Source organism: Pseudomonas sp. TWI929, assembly GCF_039673335.1.
Lineage (GTDB): Bacteria > Pseudomonadota > Gammaproteobacteria > Pseudomonadales > Pseudomonadaceae > Aquipseudomonas.
Genome location: NZ_JBDJLK010000015.1, coordinates 1 through 16,590, shown reverse-complemented (window position 1 = coordinate 16,590; position 16,590 = coordinate 1). Strand labels below are relative to the sequence as shown.

Here is a 16,590-nt window from a genome sequence, read left to right as displayed (position 1 = left end):
CATGAAAAAACCAGACACTCGTGCCGCGCGCTGCGTCCAGGCCACTGCCAGCGCCTTGATGAAAGGGCGCAAAGGCCTGCTGTTGCTGTTCGTGCTGCTGACCTTGGGCCTGGGCTACAGCGCCACCCATACCCAGCTGGACCCAGGTTTCAACAAGCAGATCCCGGTGCGCCATGACTACATGGTGAACTTCCTGCGCTTCAGCCAGTACTTCACCGGTGCCAACCGCTTCCTTGTCAGCGTGCGCTGGAAAGGCGAGGGCGATCTGTACAACCCAGAGTTCCTCGACACCCTGCGCAAGGTCACTGACGACGTGTTCTTCATTTCCGGGGTCAATCGCGCCAGTGTCACCTCGCTGTTCACCGCCAACGTGCGCTACATCGAAATCACCGAGGAAGGTTTCTATGGCGACGTGGTAGTGCCACCACGCTTCAACGGCAGTGCTGCCGACCTCGCCCAGGTGCGCAGCAACGCCGCGGCATCCGGGCAGATCGGCCGGTTGGTCGCCAACGACCTGAAGTCGGCGATGGTACGTGCCGACCTGCAGGATACCGACCCGCAGACCGGCAAACCGGTGGACTATGTCGAAGTCGCCAAGCGCCTGGAGGCGCTGCGCGACAAGTACGCCAGCGCCGACATCGAAATCAGCATCGTCGGCTTCGCCAAGCTGGTGGGCGATGTGGTCGAGGGGCTGAACACGGTGATCGGCTTCTTCGTGATCGCCTTCGTCATCACCGCGCTGCTGCTGTGGCTGTATGCACGCTCCTGGCGCCTGACCCTGGTCGCCCTGGTGGTGGCGCTGCTGCCAGTGGTGTGGTTGCTGGGCCTGTTGCCGCTGCTGGGGCTGGGCATCGACCCGATGTCGATCCTGGTGCCGTTCCTGATCTTCTCCATTGGCGTGTCCCACGCGGTACAGATGACCAATGCCTGGAAGCAGGACGTGGTGGCCGGGGCCAGCGCCCAGCAGGCGGCGCGCTCGGCCTTCTGCAAAATCTTCATCCCCGGCTCGCTGGCGTTGCTGATGAACGCCCTGGGTTTTGCCGTGATCATGCTGATCGACATCCCGATCGTGCATGAGTTGGGGGTGACTGCCTGCATCGGTGTGATGCTGATGATCATCACCAACAAGCTGATGCTGCCGATCATCCTCTCCTGGCTGCACCTGGAGCCCGCTACGCTGCAACGCGCCCAGGCCCGTGAAGCCGGGCGCCACCGCCTGTGGTGGCGGCTGTCGGCGCTGGCCGAGCCGGGCCCGGCGCTGGCGGTGTTCGCTGTGAGCCTGGCGCTGCTGGTGGCCGGTGCCTGGAAGGCACGCGAGCTGGCGGTGGGCGATATCGGCGCCGGGGCACCGGAGCTGCGCAGCGATTCGCGCTACAACCAGGACAATGCACGGATCATCGGCAGCTACTCGATCGGCCTCGACGTGCTGTCGGTATTCGTCGAGGTCAAGGGGATCGAAGAGGGGTGCCTGTCGCCCGAGGTCATGCGCGCGGTCGAGGCCTTCGACTTCCGCATGCGTGCAGTCAGTGGCGTGCAGTCGGTGCAGAGCGTGGCCGGCATGGGCAAGCGGGTCATCGCCGGCAATAACGAAGGCAACCCGCGCTGGGCTGCCATCCCCGGCTCGGCCCGTGGCCTGAGCCAAGGCGCACGGGCCTACATGCCGGACGACGGCCTGGTCACCGAGGGCTGCCAGCAGATGCAGATCCTGGTGTTCCTTGCCGACCATGAGGGCGCCACCATCAGCCATGCCATCGGCGAGGCACGGCGCATCATTGCCGACGTGCGCACCCCGAAGGTGGACTTCCTGCTTGCCGGCGGCAACGTCGGCGTCATGGCCGCCTCCAACGAAGCGGTCAAGCGCGCCGAAGTGACCATGCTGGCGGCGCTGTTCGGCTCGGTGGCGCTGTTCTGCTGGCTGACCTTCATGTCGCTGCGTGCGGTGCTGTGCATCCTGGTACCGCTGGCCATCGTCGCCATCCTGTGCAATGCGCTGATGGCCATGCTCGGCATCGGCCTGAAGGTTGCCACCTTGCCGGTAATGGCCCTCGGGGTCGGGGTCGGTGTGGACTACGGCATCTACCTGTACGAGCGCATTCAGCACGAGATGGCCGCGGGCGCCGCGCTGCGCGAGGCGTTCTACCTGGCCATGTGTCAGCGCGGTACCGCCGCCGTGTTCACCGCCTTGACCATGTCCATCGGCGTTTGCACCTGGGCGTTCGCGCCGCTCAAGTTCCAGGCCGACATGGGCGTGCTGCTGTCGTTCATGTTCCTGGTCAACGTGCTCGGGGCGATTTTCCTGCTGCCGGCACTGGCGGCCTGGTTCAACCGCGGGCGCCCATTGGTGGCCCGACAAACGGCGCAGCACGCGGTGTTGGTGGGCGGCGCGGGAGGACATAACCGGTAATACAAAATAAACCCTGGCGCCCCTATTGTCGGCGCCAGGGCGGGGCGGCGAGACTGTGCCGCGAGCATCGACAGCTGCATGGGGCCAATGCCCCGGCGCCGAAATTATAAAAATAACAAGGGAAGGCCCACGCCTTACCCGAGCGAGGAGAAGACTGTGGAAAAAGCTGTCTTGACCCATGATGCACTGGCCAGGCTTGGCTGCGACCTGGCGACCTTCGATCGCCTGGTTGGTGAAGTCTACGAAGGCGCCCTCGACCCTAAGCTGATGGCCGGCGCGCTGACCAGCTTCCGCACCCTCTACGCCGCCAACTACGTGACCTTGATCTTGCGCGTGCCAGACCAGCCGGACATGGGCGTGATGATCATTTCCGGCGACATTGAAGGGGCTGGTGATGTTACCTACATGACCTACCCGCAAACCAACACCCCCTTTGCCAACCAGCCGCCGGACCAGGTGTTCGCGGTCGACGACGTCATGACCTACCCCGAGTGGGAGCGCAGCGCCTACTTCAAGATGTTCTGCAGCCAACAGGACGTGTACCACGTGATGGGGGCTGACATCTCCACGCCCGATGGCGGCAAACTGCGTTTTCGCATCACCCGGCCCAAGCGCGAACCCAACTTCTCGGCCGATGAGCGCGCCCTGTGCGGCATGTTCCTGCCGCACTTGCGCCGGGCCTTGCAGATGCACAATCTGCTCGACCGCAGCGAGTCGCTCAGCGAACTCTATTCCCAGGCCATCAGCCGCCTTTCGGTGGCCACGCTGGTGCTGGATGAGAGCGGCAGCGTGCTGCAGGTCAACCCGGTGGCCCAGGAGATCCTGGCCAGTGCCGACGGGCTGAAGCTGGTGGGCGGGCGCCTGGAGGCGACTTACCCGAGCGACAACCGCGAACTGCAGCGCTTGATCAAAGCGGCGTTTTCCGCCGATGCGCCAAAGGGCGCCGAAGCCATGTCGGTGACCCGCCCGTCGGGGTTGGTCAACCTGGGCCTGGTGGTGGAATCGATCCCGTCGCTGGACTGGGCCGATGAACGCGGCAAACCGGCAGCGCTGGTGTACATCCGGGATGCCGCGAGCAAGTCGCTGGCCAGTGAGGTGGTAACCAAGCAGCTGTTCAACCTGACCCGTGCCGAAACCGCACTGGCCATGGAGCTGGCCAACGGCTTGTCGCTGGAAGAAGCTGCCGAAGAGTTGAATATTCGCCGCAACACGGCGCGTGCGCATTTGCGCTCGATTTTCTCCAAGACCGGGGTGCGCCGGCAGACCGAACTGGTGCGCATCCTGCTCAACAGTGTGGTCGCCCTGGGCAAGCCCAAGGTTGCACTGAAGGCGGTCGAACGCCTCAAGGTGCCGCCACCACAGCTGGCCGTGGCCAATGCGCGCAGCGCCTGAGGCGCAGCCGAGGCGCCGGTTTTAGTCCGCAAGGACGATGCCGGCGCGTTTTGCTTCTGCCGATACTGGGCAGACCTATCCTGGAGATTGATTATGTCTGTTACAGCTATCAGTGGCAGTGCCTCGGGCATTGGCGCGGCGGTTGCTGCCGCGCTGCGTGCGGCAGGCCATGAAGTGATCGGCATCGACCGCGCCAATGCCGAGGTGGTGGCCGACCTGTCTACCGCGCAAGGGCGTGCGGCGGCCATTGCCGAGGTGCTTGAGCGCAGCGGCGGGGTGCTCGATGGCCTGGTGTGCTGCGCCGGGATTGGTGTGACGGCACCGTCCTGCGGCTTGATCCTGGCGGTCAACTACTTTGGCGTGAGCCAGTTGCTCGAAGGCTTGCAAGGCGCCCTGGCGCAGGGGCGCAACCCGGCTGCACTGGTGATCGGCTCGGTGGCCGCCACCCAGCCGGGGGCTGAGCAGCAGGCGATGACTGCGGCGATGCTCGAAGGCGCCGAGGCCCGCGCGCTGGACCTGGCCAACGGCCTGGGCCAGCCGCACGTGGCCTATGCCTGCTCCAAATACGCCATTGCCCATTACGCCCGGCGCCTGGCAAAAACCTGGGGCCAACAGGGCATCCGCTTGAATGTGGTGGCGCCTGGTGCGGTGCAAACGCCGTTGCACCAGGCGTCGCTGGATGATGCGCGTTTTGGCAAGGCCGTACGTGAGTTTGTCGCGCCGCTGGGGCGTGCCGGGCGCCCGGAGGAAATCGCTGCACTGGTGGCGTTCCTGCAGTCCGAGCAGGCTTCGTTCGTGCATGGTAGCGTGGTTTTCATCGATGGCGGCATGGACGCGATGGTGCGTGCGCCGCGTTTCTGACAAGGATCGAGCATGAATAAAGTGGCTTTCATTACCGGTGCCAGCCGTGGCATCGGCCGGGCGGCGGCGCTGGCGTTTGCCCGTGCCGGTTACGACCTGGCGATCAGCGCACGCACGCTCGAAGAAGGCGAACAGCACCCGCATGCCTTGCGCGACGCCACGGGGGCGCCGTTGTCGGGCAGCCTCAACGGCACGGCCGAGGCAATCCGCGCGCTGGGCGGGCGGGTGCTGGTAGTGCCGATGGACCTGCTGGACAGCAGCTCGGCCGAGCACGCCTGTGCAGCGGTGCTGGCGGAGTACGGGCGTATCGATGTGCTGGTGAACAACGCCATTTACCAGGGCAACGACCTCAATTCGACCTTCCTGGCGCTGCAGCCGCAGACCCTGGAGCGGATGTTCACGGGGTATATCCTTACGCCGTTCCTGCTGACCCAGGCGGTGGTGCAGCGGATGCTGGGGCAGGGCAGTGGCGTGGTGATCAACGTCACCTCCGGTGCCGGCGAGAGCGACCCGCCGGTGGCAGCGGACAAAGGTGGCTGGGGCTATGCCTACGGTGCCGGCAAGGCGGCGGTATCGCGGTTGTCGGGGATTTTGTCGACGGAGCTGGGCGAGCGGGGCATCCGTGCCTATACCTTGAACCCAGGCGTGGTGACCACCGAGGCGTTGAAGGTGACCATCGGCGAGCGCGGCGTCATCGCCTTGCGAGCTGGCAGTGCCCCGCCCGAGGTGCCGGCGGCAGTGATGTTGTGGCTGGCCACGGACCCCCAGGCTGAGCAGTATCAGCGGCGCACCTTGGCGGCGCAGGCGTTGGCCCTGGAGCATGGGATAGTCGCCGACTGGCGTTGAAGGGCAAGCAGCACCCACAGGTCTTGCTCAAAATCCAAGATCTTGCGCGATCCCTGTGGGAGCGGCCTTGTGTAGCGAAAGGGCTGCGAAGCAGCCCCAGGGTTTCAGCACAGATGCACAAATTGCTGGGGCTGCTTTGCAGCCCTTTCGCTACACAAGGCCGCTCCTACAAGGGGCAGCGCAAGGCCACTAGATTAATGCAAGACAGTTGCCCCCCACCGGTACTGCGCAAGGCCCATGCAGCCCTGTGGGAGCGGCTTTAGCCGCGAACACCGGCAAAGCCGGTGCCATCTACGCCGCTGCCGCCAATGGGCCCTCAGGCCCGGCGCTTGGCCAGGGTCATCGCCGTATCTTCGATCATGTCCTCCTGGCCACCTACCATCCCGCGTCGGCCCATCTCCACCAGGATTTCCCGCGCCGATACGCCATACTTCTGCTCGGCACGCTTGGCGAACAGCAGGAACGAGCCATACACCCCGGCATAGCCCATGGTCAGTGCATCGCGGTCACTGCGGATGGGGAAGTCCATGATCGGCACCACCAAGTCCTCGGCCACGTCCTGGATGGCGAATACATCCACCCCGGTTTCGATGCCCATGCGCTTGCACACCGCCACCAGCACTTCCATTGGCGTGTTCCCGGCCCCGGCGCCCAGCCCTGCGCAGGCCGCATCGATACGGCTGGCACCGGCCGCGATCGCGGCAATCGAGTTGGCCACGCCCATCGACAGGTTGTGGTGGCCATGGAAACCGATCTCGGTTTCCGGGCGCAGCGCGGCGCGCATTGCCGCCACCCGCTCGCTGACCTGGTGCGGCAGCAGATAGCCCGCCGAATCGGTCAGGTAGATACAGTTGGCGCCGTAGCTCTCCATCAGCTTGCCCTGGGTGGCCAGGCCTTCGGGGCTGTTCATGTGCGCCATCATCAAGAAACCCACGGTGTCCATGCCCAGGTGCCGGGCATGGGCGATGTGCTGCTCGCTAACATCGGCCTCGGTACAGTGGGTGGCCACCCGTAAGGTGCTCACGCCCAGGCCATGGGCCATTTTCAGGTGTTCCACCGTGCCGATGCCCGGCAGCAGCAACGCCGACACCTTGGCCTGCTTCATCAGCGGGATCACCGCCGACAGGTAGGCCTCGTCACTGTGCGCCGGGAAGCCATAGTTGACCGAGCTGCCGCCCAGGCCATCGCCATGGGTCACCTCGATCAGCGGCACCCCGGCGGCATCCAGGCCGCAGGCGATGCGCTGCATTTCGTCGAGGCTGATCTGGTGCCGCTTGGGGTGCATGCCGTCGCGCAGGCACATGTCATGTACGGTAATGCGTTTGCCGTTGAGGTCCATGCTGAGCTCCTTAGGCCAGGGCAGTGGGGGCAGGGCGCAGCACCAGCTCGCCCTTGAGGATTTCCTCGGCGAACAGCTCGGCGGTACGCGCCGCTGCCGCCGTCATGATGTCGAGGTTGCCGGCGTAGCGCGGCAGGTAGTCGCCCAGGCCTTCCACCTCCATGAAGATCGACACGCGCTTGCCGTCGAACACCGGGCCGTTGACCAGCCGGTAGCCCGGGACATAGCGCTGCACCTGCGTGATCATTGCCTCGATGGCGGCGCGGATCGCGTCCTGGTCGGGTTCGTCGTCGGTCAGGCAGTGCACGGTGTCACGCATGATCAGCGGCGGCTCGGCCGGGTTGATGATGATGATTGCCTTGCCCTGCCTGGCACCGCCCACCTGTTCCACTGCGCTGGCGGTGGTGCGGGTGAACTCGTCGATGTTCTTGCGCGTACCCGGGCCTACCGATTTCGAGGCGGCGGTGGCGATGATCTCGGCATAGGCCACCGGCTGCACGCTGGATACCGCCGCCACCAGCGGGATGGTCGCCTGGCCGCCGCAGGTGACCATGTTCACGTTCATCACCCCCAGGCCGAGGTTGGCCTTGAGGTTGACCGGTGGCACGCAATAGGGGCCGATGGCCGCTGGCGTGAGGTCGATCATCAGTACGCCAAGGGCATTGAGCTTGTGGCTGTTCTGCGCATGCACGTAGGCCGAGGTGGCATCGAAGGCGATCTGGATGTTGTCTTCGAGCACATGCGGCAGCAGGCCGTCGACGCCCTCTGCGGTGGTTTTCAGGCCCATTTCGCGGGCGCGTGCCAGGCCTTCGGAGCTGGCATCGATACCCACCATCCAGACCGGCTCCAGTACCTCGCTGCGCTTGAGTTTGTACAGCAGGTCGGTGCCGATATTGCCCGGCCCGATCAATGCACATCGGATCTTCTTGCTCATGTTCATGGCTCCAGGGAAAAGTTCAGGGCACGAAGCGCAGGCTGGACTGGCCCAGCCCGCTCATGCTCAGGCTGATACGGTCGCCGGCAGTGACCGGCACCAACGGCGCCAAGGCGCCGGAAAGGATGATTTCGCCTCGGCGGAACGGGATGCCCAGTTCGCCGAGGGTGTTGGCCAGCCAGGCCACCGCCGCGCAGGGGTGGCCTTGTACTGCCGAGCCCAGGCCGCTGCCGGCCGGCTGGCCGTTTTTCAGCAGTTGCATCTGCACCTTGGCCAGGTCCAGCGTGCGTGGGTCGAGGCGTTGCTTGCCGAGGGCGAACACGCCGCACGAGGCGTTGTCGGCCACGGTGTCCTGGATGCGGATCTGCCAGTTGTCAATGCGCGAGTCGACGATCTCGAAGCAAGGCATCACCCACTGCGTCGCGGCCAGTACGTCCTCGGCGGTAATGCCTGGGCCGTGCAGGTCTTCGCCGAGCATGAAGGCGATCTCACCTTCGGCGCGTGGCTGGATCAACTGGTGCCGGGCCAGGCTGACCTCGCTGCCATCCTCCACTTGCATGGCGTCGGTGAGAAAACCGAAATCCGGCTGGTGCACGTCGAGCATTTCCTGCACGGCGCGGCTGGTTACCCCGATTTTCTTGCCAACCACGCGCTCGCCCAGGGCTTCGCGCCGCTGCAGGAAGGCCAGCGAGATGCGGTAGGCCTGGTCGAGGGTCAGGGCCGGGTAGCGGCGGGTCAGCGGTTGCAAGGTCTGGCGGCCGCGCAGGGCGTTGAACAGCTCGTCGCCGAGCGCTTGGATCAGATGGGCGTCCATGGCGGGGGCTCTCTGTTTGAGGGAATAAAAAAAGCCGGCCCGAGCAAAAGGGAGGCCGGCTTGAGAAAACGGGGATATCAGCCAACCCAGACGCTGGAATCGGCGCCACCGTCGACATCGATGATCTTGCCGGTGACCCAGGCGGAAGCAGGCGAGGCCAGGTACAGCGCAGCGGCGGCGATATCTTCCGGGCTGCCCAGGCACTGCAGCGGGGTGTTGGCCTCCATGGTCTGGCGCATGGCGGCCGGCATCACGCTGTTCAGCGCGGCCGTCAGGGTAGGGCCGGGGGCCACTGCATTGACCCGCACCTGTGGCGCGAAGTCCTGGGCCAGCAGGCGGGTCAGGTGGCTGAGCGCCGCCTTGGCCGTACCGTAGGCGCTGAAGTGGCGCTGCGAGTAACGCGCCGCCACCGAGCTGATGTTGACGATGTTGCCGCCACCGGCGTCGCGCATCAGCGGTACGCACAGCTGGCAGAACGCGTAGGCGCTGGAAACGTTGAAGCGCAGGATCTCGTCGAACAGCTCCGGGCTAAGGCTGAGTGGGTCGTTGGGGCCGCCACCGCCGACATTGTTGACCAGGTGGGTGATGCGGCCGAGGTGCTCATGGCTCTGGCGCACCAGGGCCTGGCGCTGCTCGCTGTCGTTGACATCACAGGCGAACGCCAGTGCATTGCGGCCCAGCGCGCGGATTTCCTCGGCCACTGCCTGGACATCATCCAGCGAGCGCGCGGCGCATACCACATCGGCGCCGGCTTCGGCATAGGCCAGGGCAATGGCGCGGCCGATGCCACGGCCACTGCCGGTGACGATGGCGACGCCGCCGTCGATACGGAATCGTTGCAGGATGCTCATGGCGGTTTCTCCTTTCAGGGTCTCAGGGTCTCAGGGCTCTGGATGGGGCTGACTATGGTCATGCCAGCGAGGGCGTACATCGTCTCAACGGACTAGCGCCCAGGGCGCGCCAGCACTAGTCCGCTTTGACGATGAACGATCGCCTGGCCGCCCTGATGATCGATCCCAGCTCGCGCAGTGGCGCAGCGAGACCGGGAGAGACCAGTGATGCACAGCTTGCGAGAAAAGACCCAGGAAGAAGTCGAACTGATCGAACGAGCGCGGCGCTTGCTGCCGCAGCTCAAGGCCCGCGCGGCACAGGCCGAGCGCGACCTGCGCATTCCCGACCAGACCATCGACGAGCTGCAGGCGGCGGGCTTGCTGCGCGCCCTGCAGCCGCGCGCCTTCGGCGGTTACGAAGTCGACCCGCGGACCTTCTTCGAAATCCAGATGATCCTTGCCGAAGGCTGCATGTCGACCGCCTGGGTCTATGGCGTGATGGGCGTGCACCCCTGGCAGGTGGCGCGCTACCCGATCGAGGCGCAGCGCGAGGTCTGGGAGCAGGACCATGGCGCGCTGATTTCCTCCACCTACATGCCGGCGGCCAAGGTCAGCGTGGTGCCGGGTGGCTACCGCATCAGCGGGCGCTGGGGCTTCTCCAGCGGCAGTGAACATTGCCAATGGGTGTTGCTGGGCGGCATCCTGCCGGCCGATGGCGACTTTGCCAGCGAGCATGGCACCTTCCTGCTGCCACGCGCCGACTACCGTATCGAACCCAACTGGGACGTGCTGGGCCTGCGCGGCACCGGTAGCCACGACATCGTGGTCGAGGATGCCTTCGTCCCTGCCCACCGCGTGCAACGCACCAACAACTGGCAGATCGAAGCGACGCCGGGGCGCCTGGTCAACACCAACCCGATCTATGCCATCCCGTTCGCCCAGGTGTTCTCCCGCGCGGTCTCGACGTCGGCCATCGGCGCCTTGCAAGGGGCAATCAATACCTTCCGCGAGAACGCCGCCCAGCACATCGGCAAGCACGGCGCGCGCACCGCCGACGACCCGGTCGCGCAAACGGCAGTGGCCGAAGCCGTGATTACCGTCGACAGCCTCAAGCTGGTACTGGAACGCAACTACGAGCACCTGATGCAACTGGCGCGTGCCGGCGAGTACCCGGACACCGAAACCCGCCTGCTGTACCGCTACCAGTCGTCCTACGTCACCAACATTTGTGCCGAGCGGGCCAGCGACCTGCTGCGCAGCATGGCCGCTTCGGGGCTGTACAACAGCAACCCGGTGGCGCGGCTGTTCCGCGACCTGCACCAGGCGCGCGGGCATATCGCCAACAACTTCATGGCCTACGGGCGCAGCTTCGGCGCGGTGCAGCTGGGCCTGCCCAACCCCGATCCATTCGTCTGAGCCGGGTGACAGCGAGTACCTGAACCATGAATGACTATCTTGCCTTGCGCGTGGCGCGGGTGATCGAGGAAACCGCCGACGCCCGTTCGCTGGTGTTCGACGTGCCCGCGTCGCTGGCCGAGCGCTTTCACTACAAACCGGGGCAGTTCCTGACCCTGCGCGTACCGTTCGACGGCGGCTGGCTGCCGCGCTGCTATTCGCTGTCGAGCACGCCGCTGCTCGATGAACCACTGCGGGTGACCATCAAGCGGGTGCGTGACGGGCGCGCCTCGAACTGGCTGTGTGAGCAACTGCAGGAAGGCCAGACCCTGGAGGTCCTGCCGCCGGCCGGGGTGTTCGTGCCGCGCGACCTGCAAGGCGACTTGCTGCTGTTCGGTGGCGGCAGCGGGGTGACGCCGGTGCTGTCGATCCTGCGTTCGGCGCTGCTGGCCGGGCAGGGGCGGGTGCTGCTGATCTATGCCAACCGCGACGAACACTCGGTGATCTTCCGCGATGAGCTGCGCATGCTTGCCGCCGTCCACCCACAGCGGCTGCAGGTGGTGCATTGGCTGGACTCGCTGCAAGGCGTACCGAGCGTGGCACAACTGGCCGAGCTGGCCCGGCCAATGCTGGACGCCCAGGCCTTCATCTGCGGCCCGGCACCGTTCATGGATGCCGCCGTGCAGGCGCTGGCCAGCCTCGGCATGCCCGCTGGCCGGGTGCATGTGGAACGCTTCGTGTCGCTGCCGGGTGAAGGCGAGCTGCCCCAGGCCAGCCAGAGCGAGGCAGCGATGGCCGCGCAGCTGGCCGTACGCCTGGACGGCGCCGACCACAGCCTGGACTGCGCCAGTGGCGAGACGCTGCTCGATGCCATGCAACGCGCCGGCCTCAACCCGCCCAGTGCCTGCCGCGTGGGTGGTTGCGCCTCGTGCATGTGCACCCTGGAGAGCGGCGAAGTCGAGTTGCTGCACAACGATGCCCTGGATGCCGGCGAACTGGCCGAAGGCTGGATCCTGGCCTGCCAGGCGGTCCCCACCAGCCCCGTGCTGCGTATCCGCTTTCCCGAGTGATGCCGATGAGCGAATTTCGCATGAATCCGATCCTGAACACCGCTGCGCCTGCCACCATTGCCCAACTGCTGTTTGCCAGCGCGCAACGCTTTGCCGGCCATGCCGCCATCGAAGAGAATGGCGAGCGCCTGGACTATGCCGACCTGCCAGCACAGGTGCTGCAAGTTACCCGCGGCCTGATGGCGCTGGGCATCCAGCCGGGTGACCGGGTCGGCCTGTGGGCCCCCAACGGCCGCGAGTGGATCCTGGCGGCGCTGGGCATCCATTGCGCCGGCGCCGTGCTGGTGCCGGTCAATACCCGCATGAAGGGCGCCGAGGCCGCTGATGTGCTGGGCCGCAGTGGTTGCCGGGTACTGTTCGTGCAGCAGCGCTTCCTGGAGGTCGATTACCCGGCATTGCTCGCGCCACATCGCCCAGCCACCCTGGAGCATCAGGTGATCTTCGCCTGCGAGCAGCTGGCAACCACGCAGGACCTGAGCTACGCGCAGTTTCTTGTCGGCGCCGCGACCATCGAAAAACTCACGGCCCAGCGCAGGGCCCTGAGCATCCAGCCCGAGGCCATCTGCGACTTGCTGTTCACCTCGGGCACCACCGGCAAACCCAAGGGGGTGATGAGCGCCCATGGCCAGAACCTGCGCGCATTCTCCGAGTACGTGAGGGTGCTGGGGCTGGTGCCCGGTGACCGCTACCTGATCGTCAACCCGTTCTTCCATGCCTTTGGCTACAAGGCCGGCTGGCTGACCTGCCTGATTGCCGGGGCAACCATCCTGCCGCACGCGGTGTTCGATGCCGAGGCGGTGTTCCAGCGCATTGCCCGCGAGCGCATCAGCGTACTGCCGGGGGCGCCGACCTTGTACCTGTCGCTGCTGGCCCACCCACGCCTGGCGCAAACCGATTTGTCGAGCCTGCGCATTGCCGTGACCGGCTCGGCGAGCATCCCGCCCAGCCTGATCGAGCGCATGCGCAACGAGCTGGGTTTCAGCGTGGTCACCACTGCCTATGGCCTGACCGAATGCGGTGGCCTGGCCACCCTGTGCGACCCGCAGGCACCGGCCGAAGTCATTGCCGGCACCAGCGGACAGCCGTTGCCGGGCACCGAAGTGAGCATCCGCGACGCGGCCAACCGCGCCTTGCCCCGGGGCGAGACCGGGGAAATCTGCCTGCGCGGCTTCCACATCATGCAGGGGTACTTCCAGGACCCGGCCGCCACCGCCGAGGCCATCGATGCCGAGGGCTGGTTGCACACCGGCGACGTCGGGCGCCTGGACCCGCAGGGCAACCTGGCAATCACCGACCGCCTCAAGGACATGTACATCGTCGGTGGCTTCAACTGCTACCCGGCAGAGATCGAAGCCGCGCTGCTGGCGCACCCGGCTATCGCCCAGGTAGCGGTAATCGGCATTGCCGATGCGCGCATGGGCGAAGTCGGTTGTGCCTGCGTGGTGCTGCGCGAGGGGCAGCAACTGGACGAGCAGGCGCTGATCGGCTGGAGCCGCGAGCGCATGGCCAACTACAAGGTGCCGCGCCAGGTGCGGTTCTTCCCGGCGCTGCCGCTGAACCCGTCGAACAAGGTCGCCAAGAACGATTTGAGGGCCGTCGTGGCCCAGGCATGAGCGCCGCGGTGGGCCAAGCCTGAACCTGCAGCAAACGGACGAACAAAACAATAACAACAAAGGAGAGCAGCATGTCTACGTCGAACACGGGCCTGGCCCGGCGCCGCTGGCTGGCCGTGGCCATCGGCCTGGCCAGTGGCGGCGCGAGCGCCGGGCCAACCCTGGAACTGGGGGAGGACACCACCCTGGACTCATCGCTCACGGTCAACTACACCGCGTCGATGCGTACCGCCAAACAGGCCAACCAGTACCTCGACGACATCAACAACGACGACGGCACGCGCAATTTCAAGCGCGGGTCGTTGATTACCAACCGGCTCAGCCTGTTCGGTGAACTGCGCCTGCGTCATGACAACGTGGGTGCGGTGGTGCGCGGCAGCCACTTCTACGACGACGTCTACCACGAGCGCAACGCCAACGACTCGCCGCTGACGGTGAACAAGGTTGGCCGGCCGGATGGCTTTGTCGAAGACACCCGGCGCCTGAGCGGCAGCAAGGCGCGGTTGCTCGATGCCTACGTGTATGGCAACTACGAGCTGGGCGAAACCCAGTACCTGTCGGTGAAAGCTGGCCGCCACCTGGTGGCCTGGGGCGAGAGCCTGTTCTGGGCCAACATCAGCCAGGGCCAGGCGCCAGTGGACGCGACCAAGTTCAACGTGCCGGGCACCGAGGCCAAGGACGCCTACTTGCCGGTAGGCCAGGTTTCGGCCTCCTGGTCGTTGAACGAGGACCTGGCGCTGGTCGGCTTCTACCAGTACGAGTGGGAGAAAACCGAGCTCAACCCGGTCGGCGACTATTTCGGCAGCGACTACTTTGGCCCGGGCGCTGAGTTCTTCCGGCTCGGTGCGGGGGTGATAAACAGCCTGCCGGACAAGACCTTCACCGGCGTCAACTATGCCGGCGAGGTCAAGCCACGCGACAGCGGCCAATGGGGCATGGGCGTGCGCAACCGGGTTACCGAGAACACCGAGGTGGGGCTGTTCCACTACCGCTATCACGAGCGGGTTGGCTCGCTGTACTTCGACTTCACCGGGCAAACCCACTATTCGTCGAATTCGCGCATCAGCCAGCGCGCCAATACCGGCGCAGCGCCGGCCTATCGCCTGGGTTATTTCGAGGATGTCGAGCTGACCGGGGTCAGCTTCAGTTCCAAGGTGGGTGATTCGGTGCAGTACGCCGGCGACCTCAGCTACCGCGACGGTGCCTCGGTGTATTTGAACAATGGTGCGCCGACCACCGGGCAGATCTGGCAGGGCAACCTCAACGCCTCGTACATCCTCGGCCCGAGCTGGCTGGCCCAGCAGACCACCTTCATGGGCGAAGTGGTGCATCAGTACATCGAGGGGGTCGACACCCTGGTCATCAGCGGCGGCGGTGCCGGTGTTGATGGCCGCTTTGACGAATTCCAATCCAGCATCCAGACCCGTGGCTCAACCTTGCTCGGCGTTGGCGCCTACATGGATTACCCGTCCATCGCCGATGGCCTGGACCTGACCACCCGCGTGATCTGGCAGCAGAACGTCGACGGCAGCGCCTACCAGGGCCTGGGCCGTGACGAGAAGCGCCTGACCGTGGGTGGCGATTTCAAGTACCTGGGCAATTTCCAGGTTGGCCTGACCTACGTCGCCTACCTGAGCTCGCCGGACATTGCCCAGGGCCGCCTGCTGGCGGACCGCGACTACCTGTCGTTCAACGCCAAGTACACCTTCTGAGCCCTATTGCACCGAGGACAAGGCCTGCCATGAACCACACCTCCAACCGATCGCCGTTCAGCCCGGTCAGCATCGGCCCGCTGACCCTGAAAAACCGCTTCATCAAGGCCGCCACCAACGAGGGCATGAGCGCCCAGGGCGTACCCTCCCGGCAACTGGCCAAGCTGCATGCGGGCCTTGCCAGCGGTGGCGTGGCGCTGACCACGGTGGCCTACTGCGCGGTCAGCCGCGACGGCCGCACGCTGCCCAACCAGCTGATCCTGGAGCGCGACAGCCTGCCGCATTTCAAGGCGCTGACCGACGCAGTACACCGCGAAGGCGGCCTGGCCAGTGCGCAGATCACCCACGGCGGTTGTTTTACCTTCATTCGCGAGCGTTCCACCCCCAGGCCGCTGTCGGCCAGTGGCGGCTTCAACAAGATCGGCATGATGAGCGGCATGTTCCTCAAGCAGGCCATGAACGAGGCCGACATGCAGCAGGTGGTGCGCGACTTTGCCCAGGGCGCGCGCCTGGCCCGCGAGGCCGGTTTCGATGCGGTGGAAATCCACATGGGCCATGGCTATTTGCTCAGCCAGTTCATCTCGCCGCTGTACAACAAGCGCCGCGACCAGTACGGCGGTAGCCTGGAGAACCGCCTGCGCTTCCCGCGCCGGGTGCTGCGCGCCGTGCTGGATGCGGTTGGCCAGGACCTGGCGGTGGTGTGCAAGTACAGCATTACCGAGGGCGTGCGCGCGGGTAACAGCGCCGAGGACGGCGCGCAGATCGCGCGCATGCTGGAGCAGGAGGGCGCGCACCTGCTGGTGCTCAGCGCCGGGATGAACGCCGAGTCGATCACCACCATGTTCGGCTCGTCGTTCCCCAAGGAGAACCGCGTGCAGCAGAAAAACCCGGTGATTGCCCTGGCAATGGCGCTGCAGCGGCGCATGGACCCGGTGGTGGAGTTTCGCGAGCTGTACCTGCTGGAACATGCGCGCAAGGTGCGTGCAGCGGTGAAAATGCCACTGGCGTACCTGGGCGGGGCCAAGAGCCTGGCGAGTATCGAGCAGGTGATGGCCGAGGGCTTTGACCTGGTGGCCATGGGGCGGGTGTTGATCGCCGAGCCCGACTACGTGAACAAGCTGGCCAGCGGCGCGAGCCGCAATTCGATCTGCACCGCGTGCAACCGCTGCGTGGCGATGATGTATACCCCGGGTGGCACCTCGTGTGTACTGGGGCAGCCGGGGGATGCGAAGCTCAATAGCCAGCGCGCTGCTGGCTGACTGAAAAGCGCCGCATCGCTTGTGTGGGAGCGGCCTTGCGTCGCGAAAGGGCTGCAAAGCAGCCCCAGCAATTTGTGCATCTGTGCTGAAACCCTGGGGCTGCTTCGCGGCCCTTTCGCGA

General features: G+C 65.6%; 13 protein-coding genes. 9 read left to right on the top strand and 4 right to left on the bottom strand.

Features of this window, described 5'->3' with window-relative positions; genetic code table 11:
- Positions 1–58: 58 nt before the first annotated feature.
- The 4 genes from ABE456_RS09205 (at position 59) to ABE456_RS09190 (ending at position 5,503) form a co-directional block, all read left to right on the top strand.
- Positions 59–2,404, top strand: a complete 2,346-nt coding sequence (locus ABE456_RS09205; protein ID WP_346643673.1) for an MMPL family transporter — start codon at positions 59–61, stop codon at positions 2,402–2,404.
- Positions 2,405–2,560: 156 nt separating this feature from the next.
- Entirely contained in the window at positions 2,561–3,796 is a 1,236-nt protein-coding gene (locus ABE456_RS09200; RefSeq protein ID WP_346643618.1) for a helix-turn-helix transcriptional regulator, read from the top strand.
- Positions 3,797–3,889: 93 nt separating this feature from the next.
- Positions 3,890–4,657, top strand: a complete 768-nt coding sequence (locus ABE456_RS09195) for an SDR family oxidoreductase (RefSeq protein ID WP_346643617.1) — start codon at positions 3,890–3,892, stop codon at positions 4,655–4,657.
- Between the two features lie 12 nt (positions 4,658–4,669).
- Positions 4,670–5,503, top strand: coding sequence for an SDR family oxidoreductase (locus ABE456_RS09190; protein WP_346643616.1), 834 nt, complete (start codon positions 4,670–4,672; stop codon positions 5,501–5,503).
- 316 nt (positions 5,504–5,819) lie between these two features.
- Here ABE456_RS09190 and dmpG read toward each other — a convergent pair whose 3' ends face one another.
- The 4 genes from dmpG to ABE456_RS09170 all read right to left on the bottom strand — a co-directional run bounded on the left by dmpG (position 5,820) and on the right by ABE456_RS09170 (position 9,441).
- Positions 5,820–6,842 (bottom strand): 4-hydroxy-2-oxovalerate aldolase, encoded by a 1,023-nt coding sequence (dmpG, locus tag ABE456_RS09185; RefSeq protein WP_346643615.1) that lies wholly within the window; start codon positions 6,840–6,842, stop codon positions 5,820–5,822.
- 10 nt (positions 6,843–6,852) lie between these two features.
- Positions 6,853–7,776, bottom strand: coding sequence for an acetaldehyde dehydrogenase (acetylating) (locus tag ABE456_RS09180; protein WP_346643614.1), 924 nt, complete (start codon positions 7,774–7,776; stop codon positions 6,853–6,855).
- Between the two features lie 22 nt (positions 7,777–7,798).
- Complete coding sequence (locus ABE456_RS09175; protein ID WP_346643613.1) at positions 7,799–8,590, bottom strand: fumarylacetoacetate hydrolase family protein; 792 nt, start codon at positions 8,588–8,590, stop codon at positions 7,799–7,801.
- Between the two features lie 77 nt (positions 8,591–8,667).
- The gene (locus tag ABE456_RS09170) at positions 8,668–9,441 is read right to left on the bottom strand and encodes a glucose 1-dehydrogenase (protein WP_346643612.1); all 774 of its coding nucleotides are present in this window, start codon (positions 9,439–9,441) and stop codon (positions 8,668–8,670) included.
- 207 nt (positions 9,442–9,648) lie between these two features.
- On the opposite strand from ABE456_RS09170, the gene ABE456_RS09165 reads away from it, so the two are divergent.
- The 5 genes from ABE456_RS09165 (at position 9,649) to ABE456_RS09145 (ending at position 16,469) form a co-directional block, all read left to right on the top strand.
- Positions 9,649–10,836, top strand: a complete 1,188-nt coding sequence (locus ABE456_RS09165; RefSeq protein WP_346643611.1) for an acyl-CoA dehydrogenase family protein — start codon at positions 9,649–9,651, stop codon at positions 10,834–10,836.
- Positions 10,837–10,862: 26 nt separating this feature from the next.
- Positions 10,863–11,885 (top strand): ferredoxin--NADP reductase, encoded by a 1,023-nt coding sequence (locus ABE456_RS09160; RefSeq protein ID WP_346643610.1) that lies wholly within the window; start codon positions 10,863–10,865, stop codon positions 11,883–11,885.
- A 20-nt stretch (positions 11,886–11,905) separates the two neighbouring features.
- The gene (locus ABE456_RS09155; RefSeq protein ID WP_346643609.1) at positions 11,906–13,498 is read left to right on the top strand and encodes a FadD3 family acyl-CoA ligase; all 1,593 of its coding nucleotides are present in this window, start codon (positions 11,906–11,908) and stop codon (positions 13,496–13,498) included.
- A gap of 71 nt (positions 13,499–13,569) precedes the next feature.
- Entirely contained in the window at positions 13,570–15,210 is a 1,641-nt protein-coding gene (locus ABE456_RS09150; protein WP_346643608.1) for a DUF1302 family protein, read from the top strand.
- A gap of 29 nt (positions 15,211–15,239) precedes the next feature.
- A complete protein-coding gene (locus ABE456_RS09145; RefSeq protein WP_346643607.1) occupies positions 15,240–16,469 on the top strand; it encodes an NADH:flavin oxidoreductase in 1,230 nt (409 codons plus the stop codon).
- The last annotated feature ends 121 nt before the right edge of the window (positions 16,470–16,590 follow it).

Excerpts from the sequence above, each read along its gene's own strand:
- ABE456_RS09205 (WP_346643673.1), top strand. The coding sequence starts at position 59 with ATGAAAGGGCGCAAAGGCCTGCTGTTGCTGTTCGTGCTGCTGACCTTG.
- ABE456_RS09180 (WP_346643614.1), bottom strand. The coding sequence starts at position 7,776 with ATGAGCAAGAAGATCCGATGTGCATTGATCGGGCCGGGCAATATCGGC.
- ABE456_RS09165 (WP_346643611.1), top strand. The coding sequence starts at position 9,649 with ATGCACAGCTTGCGAGAAAAGACCCAGGAAGAAGTCGAACTGATCGAA.
- ABE456_RS09175 (WP_346643613.1), bottom strand. The coding sequence starts at position 8,590 with ATGGACGCCCATCTGATCCAAGCGCTCGGCGACGAGCTGTTCAACGCC.
- ABE456_RS09190 (WP_346643616.1), top strand. The coding sequence starts at position 4,670 with ATGAATAAAGTGGCTTTCATTACCGGTGCCAGCCGTGGCATCGGCCGG.
- dmpG (WP_346643615.1), bottom strand. The coding sequence starts at position 6,842 with ATGGACCTCAACGGCAAACGCATTACCGTACATGACATGTGCCTGCGC.
- ABE456_RS09145 (WP_346643607.1), top strand. The coding sequence starts at position 15,240 with ATGAACCACACCTCCAACCGATCGCCGTTCAGCCCGGTCAGCATCGGC.
- ABE456_RS09155 (WP_346643609.1), top strand. The coding sequence starts at position 11,906 with ATGAATCCGATCCTGAACACCGCTGCGCCTGCCACCATTGCCCAACTG.
- ABE456_RS09160 (WP_346643610.1), top strand. The coding sequence starts at position 10,863 with ATGAATGACTATCTTGCCTTGCGCGTGGCGCGGGTGATCGAGGAAACC.
- ABE456_RS09150 (WP_346643608.1), top strand. The coding sequence starts at position 13,570 with ATGTCTACGTCGAACACGGGCCTGGCCCGGCGCCGCTGGCTGGCCGTG.
- ABE456_RS09195 (WP_346643617.1), top strand. The coding sequence starts at position 3,890 with ATGTCTGTTACAGCTATCAGTGGCAGTGCCTCGGGCATTGGCGCGGCG.
- ABE456_RS09170 (WP_346643612.1), bottom strand. The coding sequence starts at position 9,441 with ATGAGCATCCTGCAACGATTCCGTATCGACGGCGGCGTCGCCATCGTC.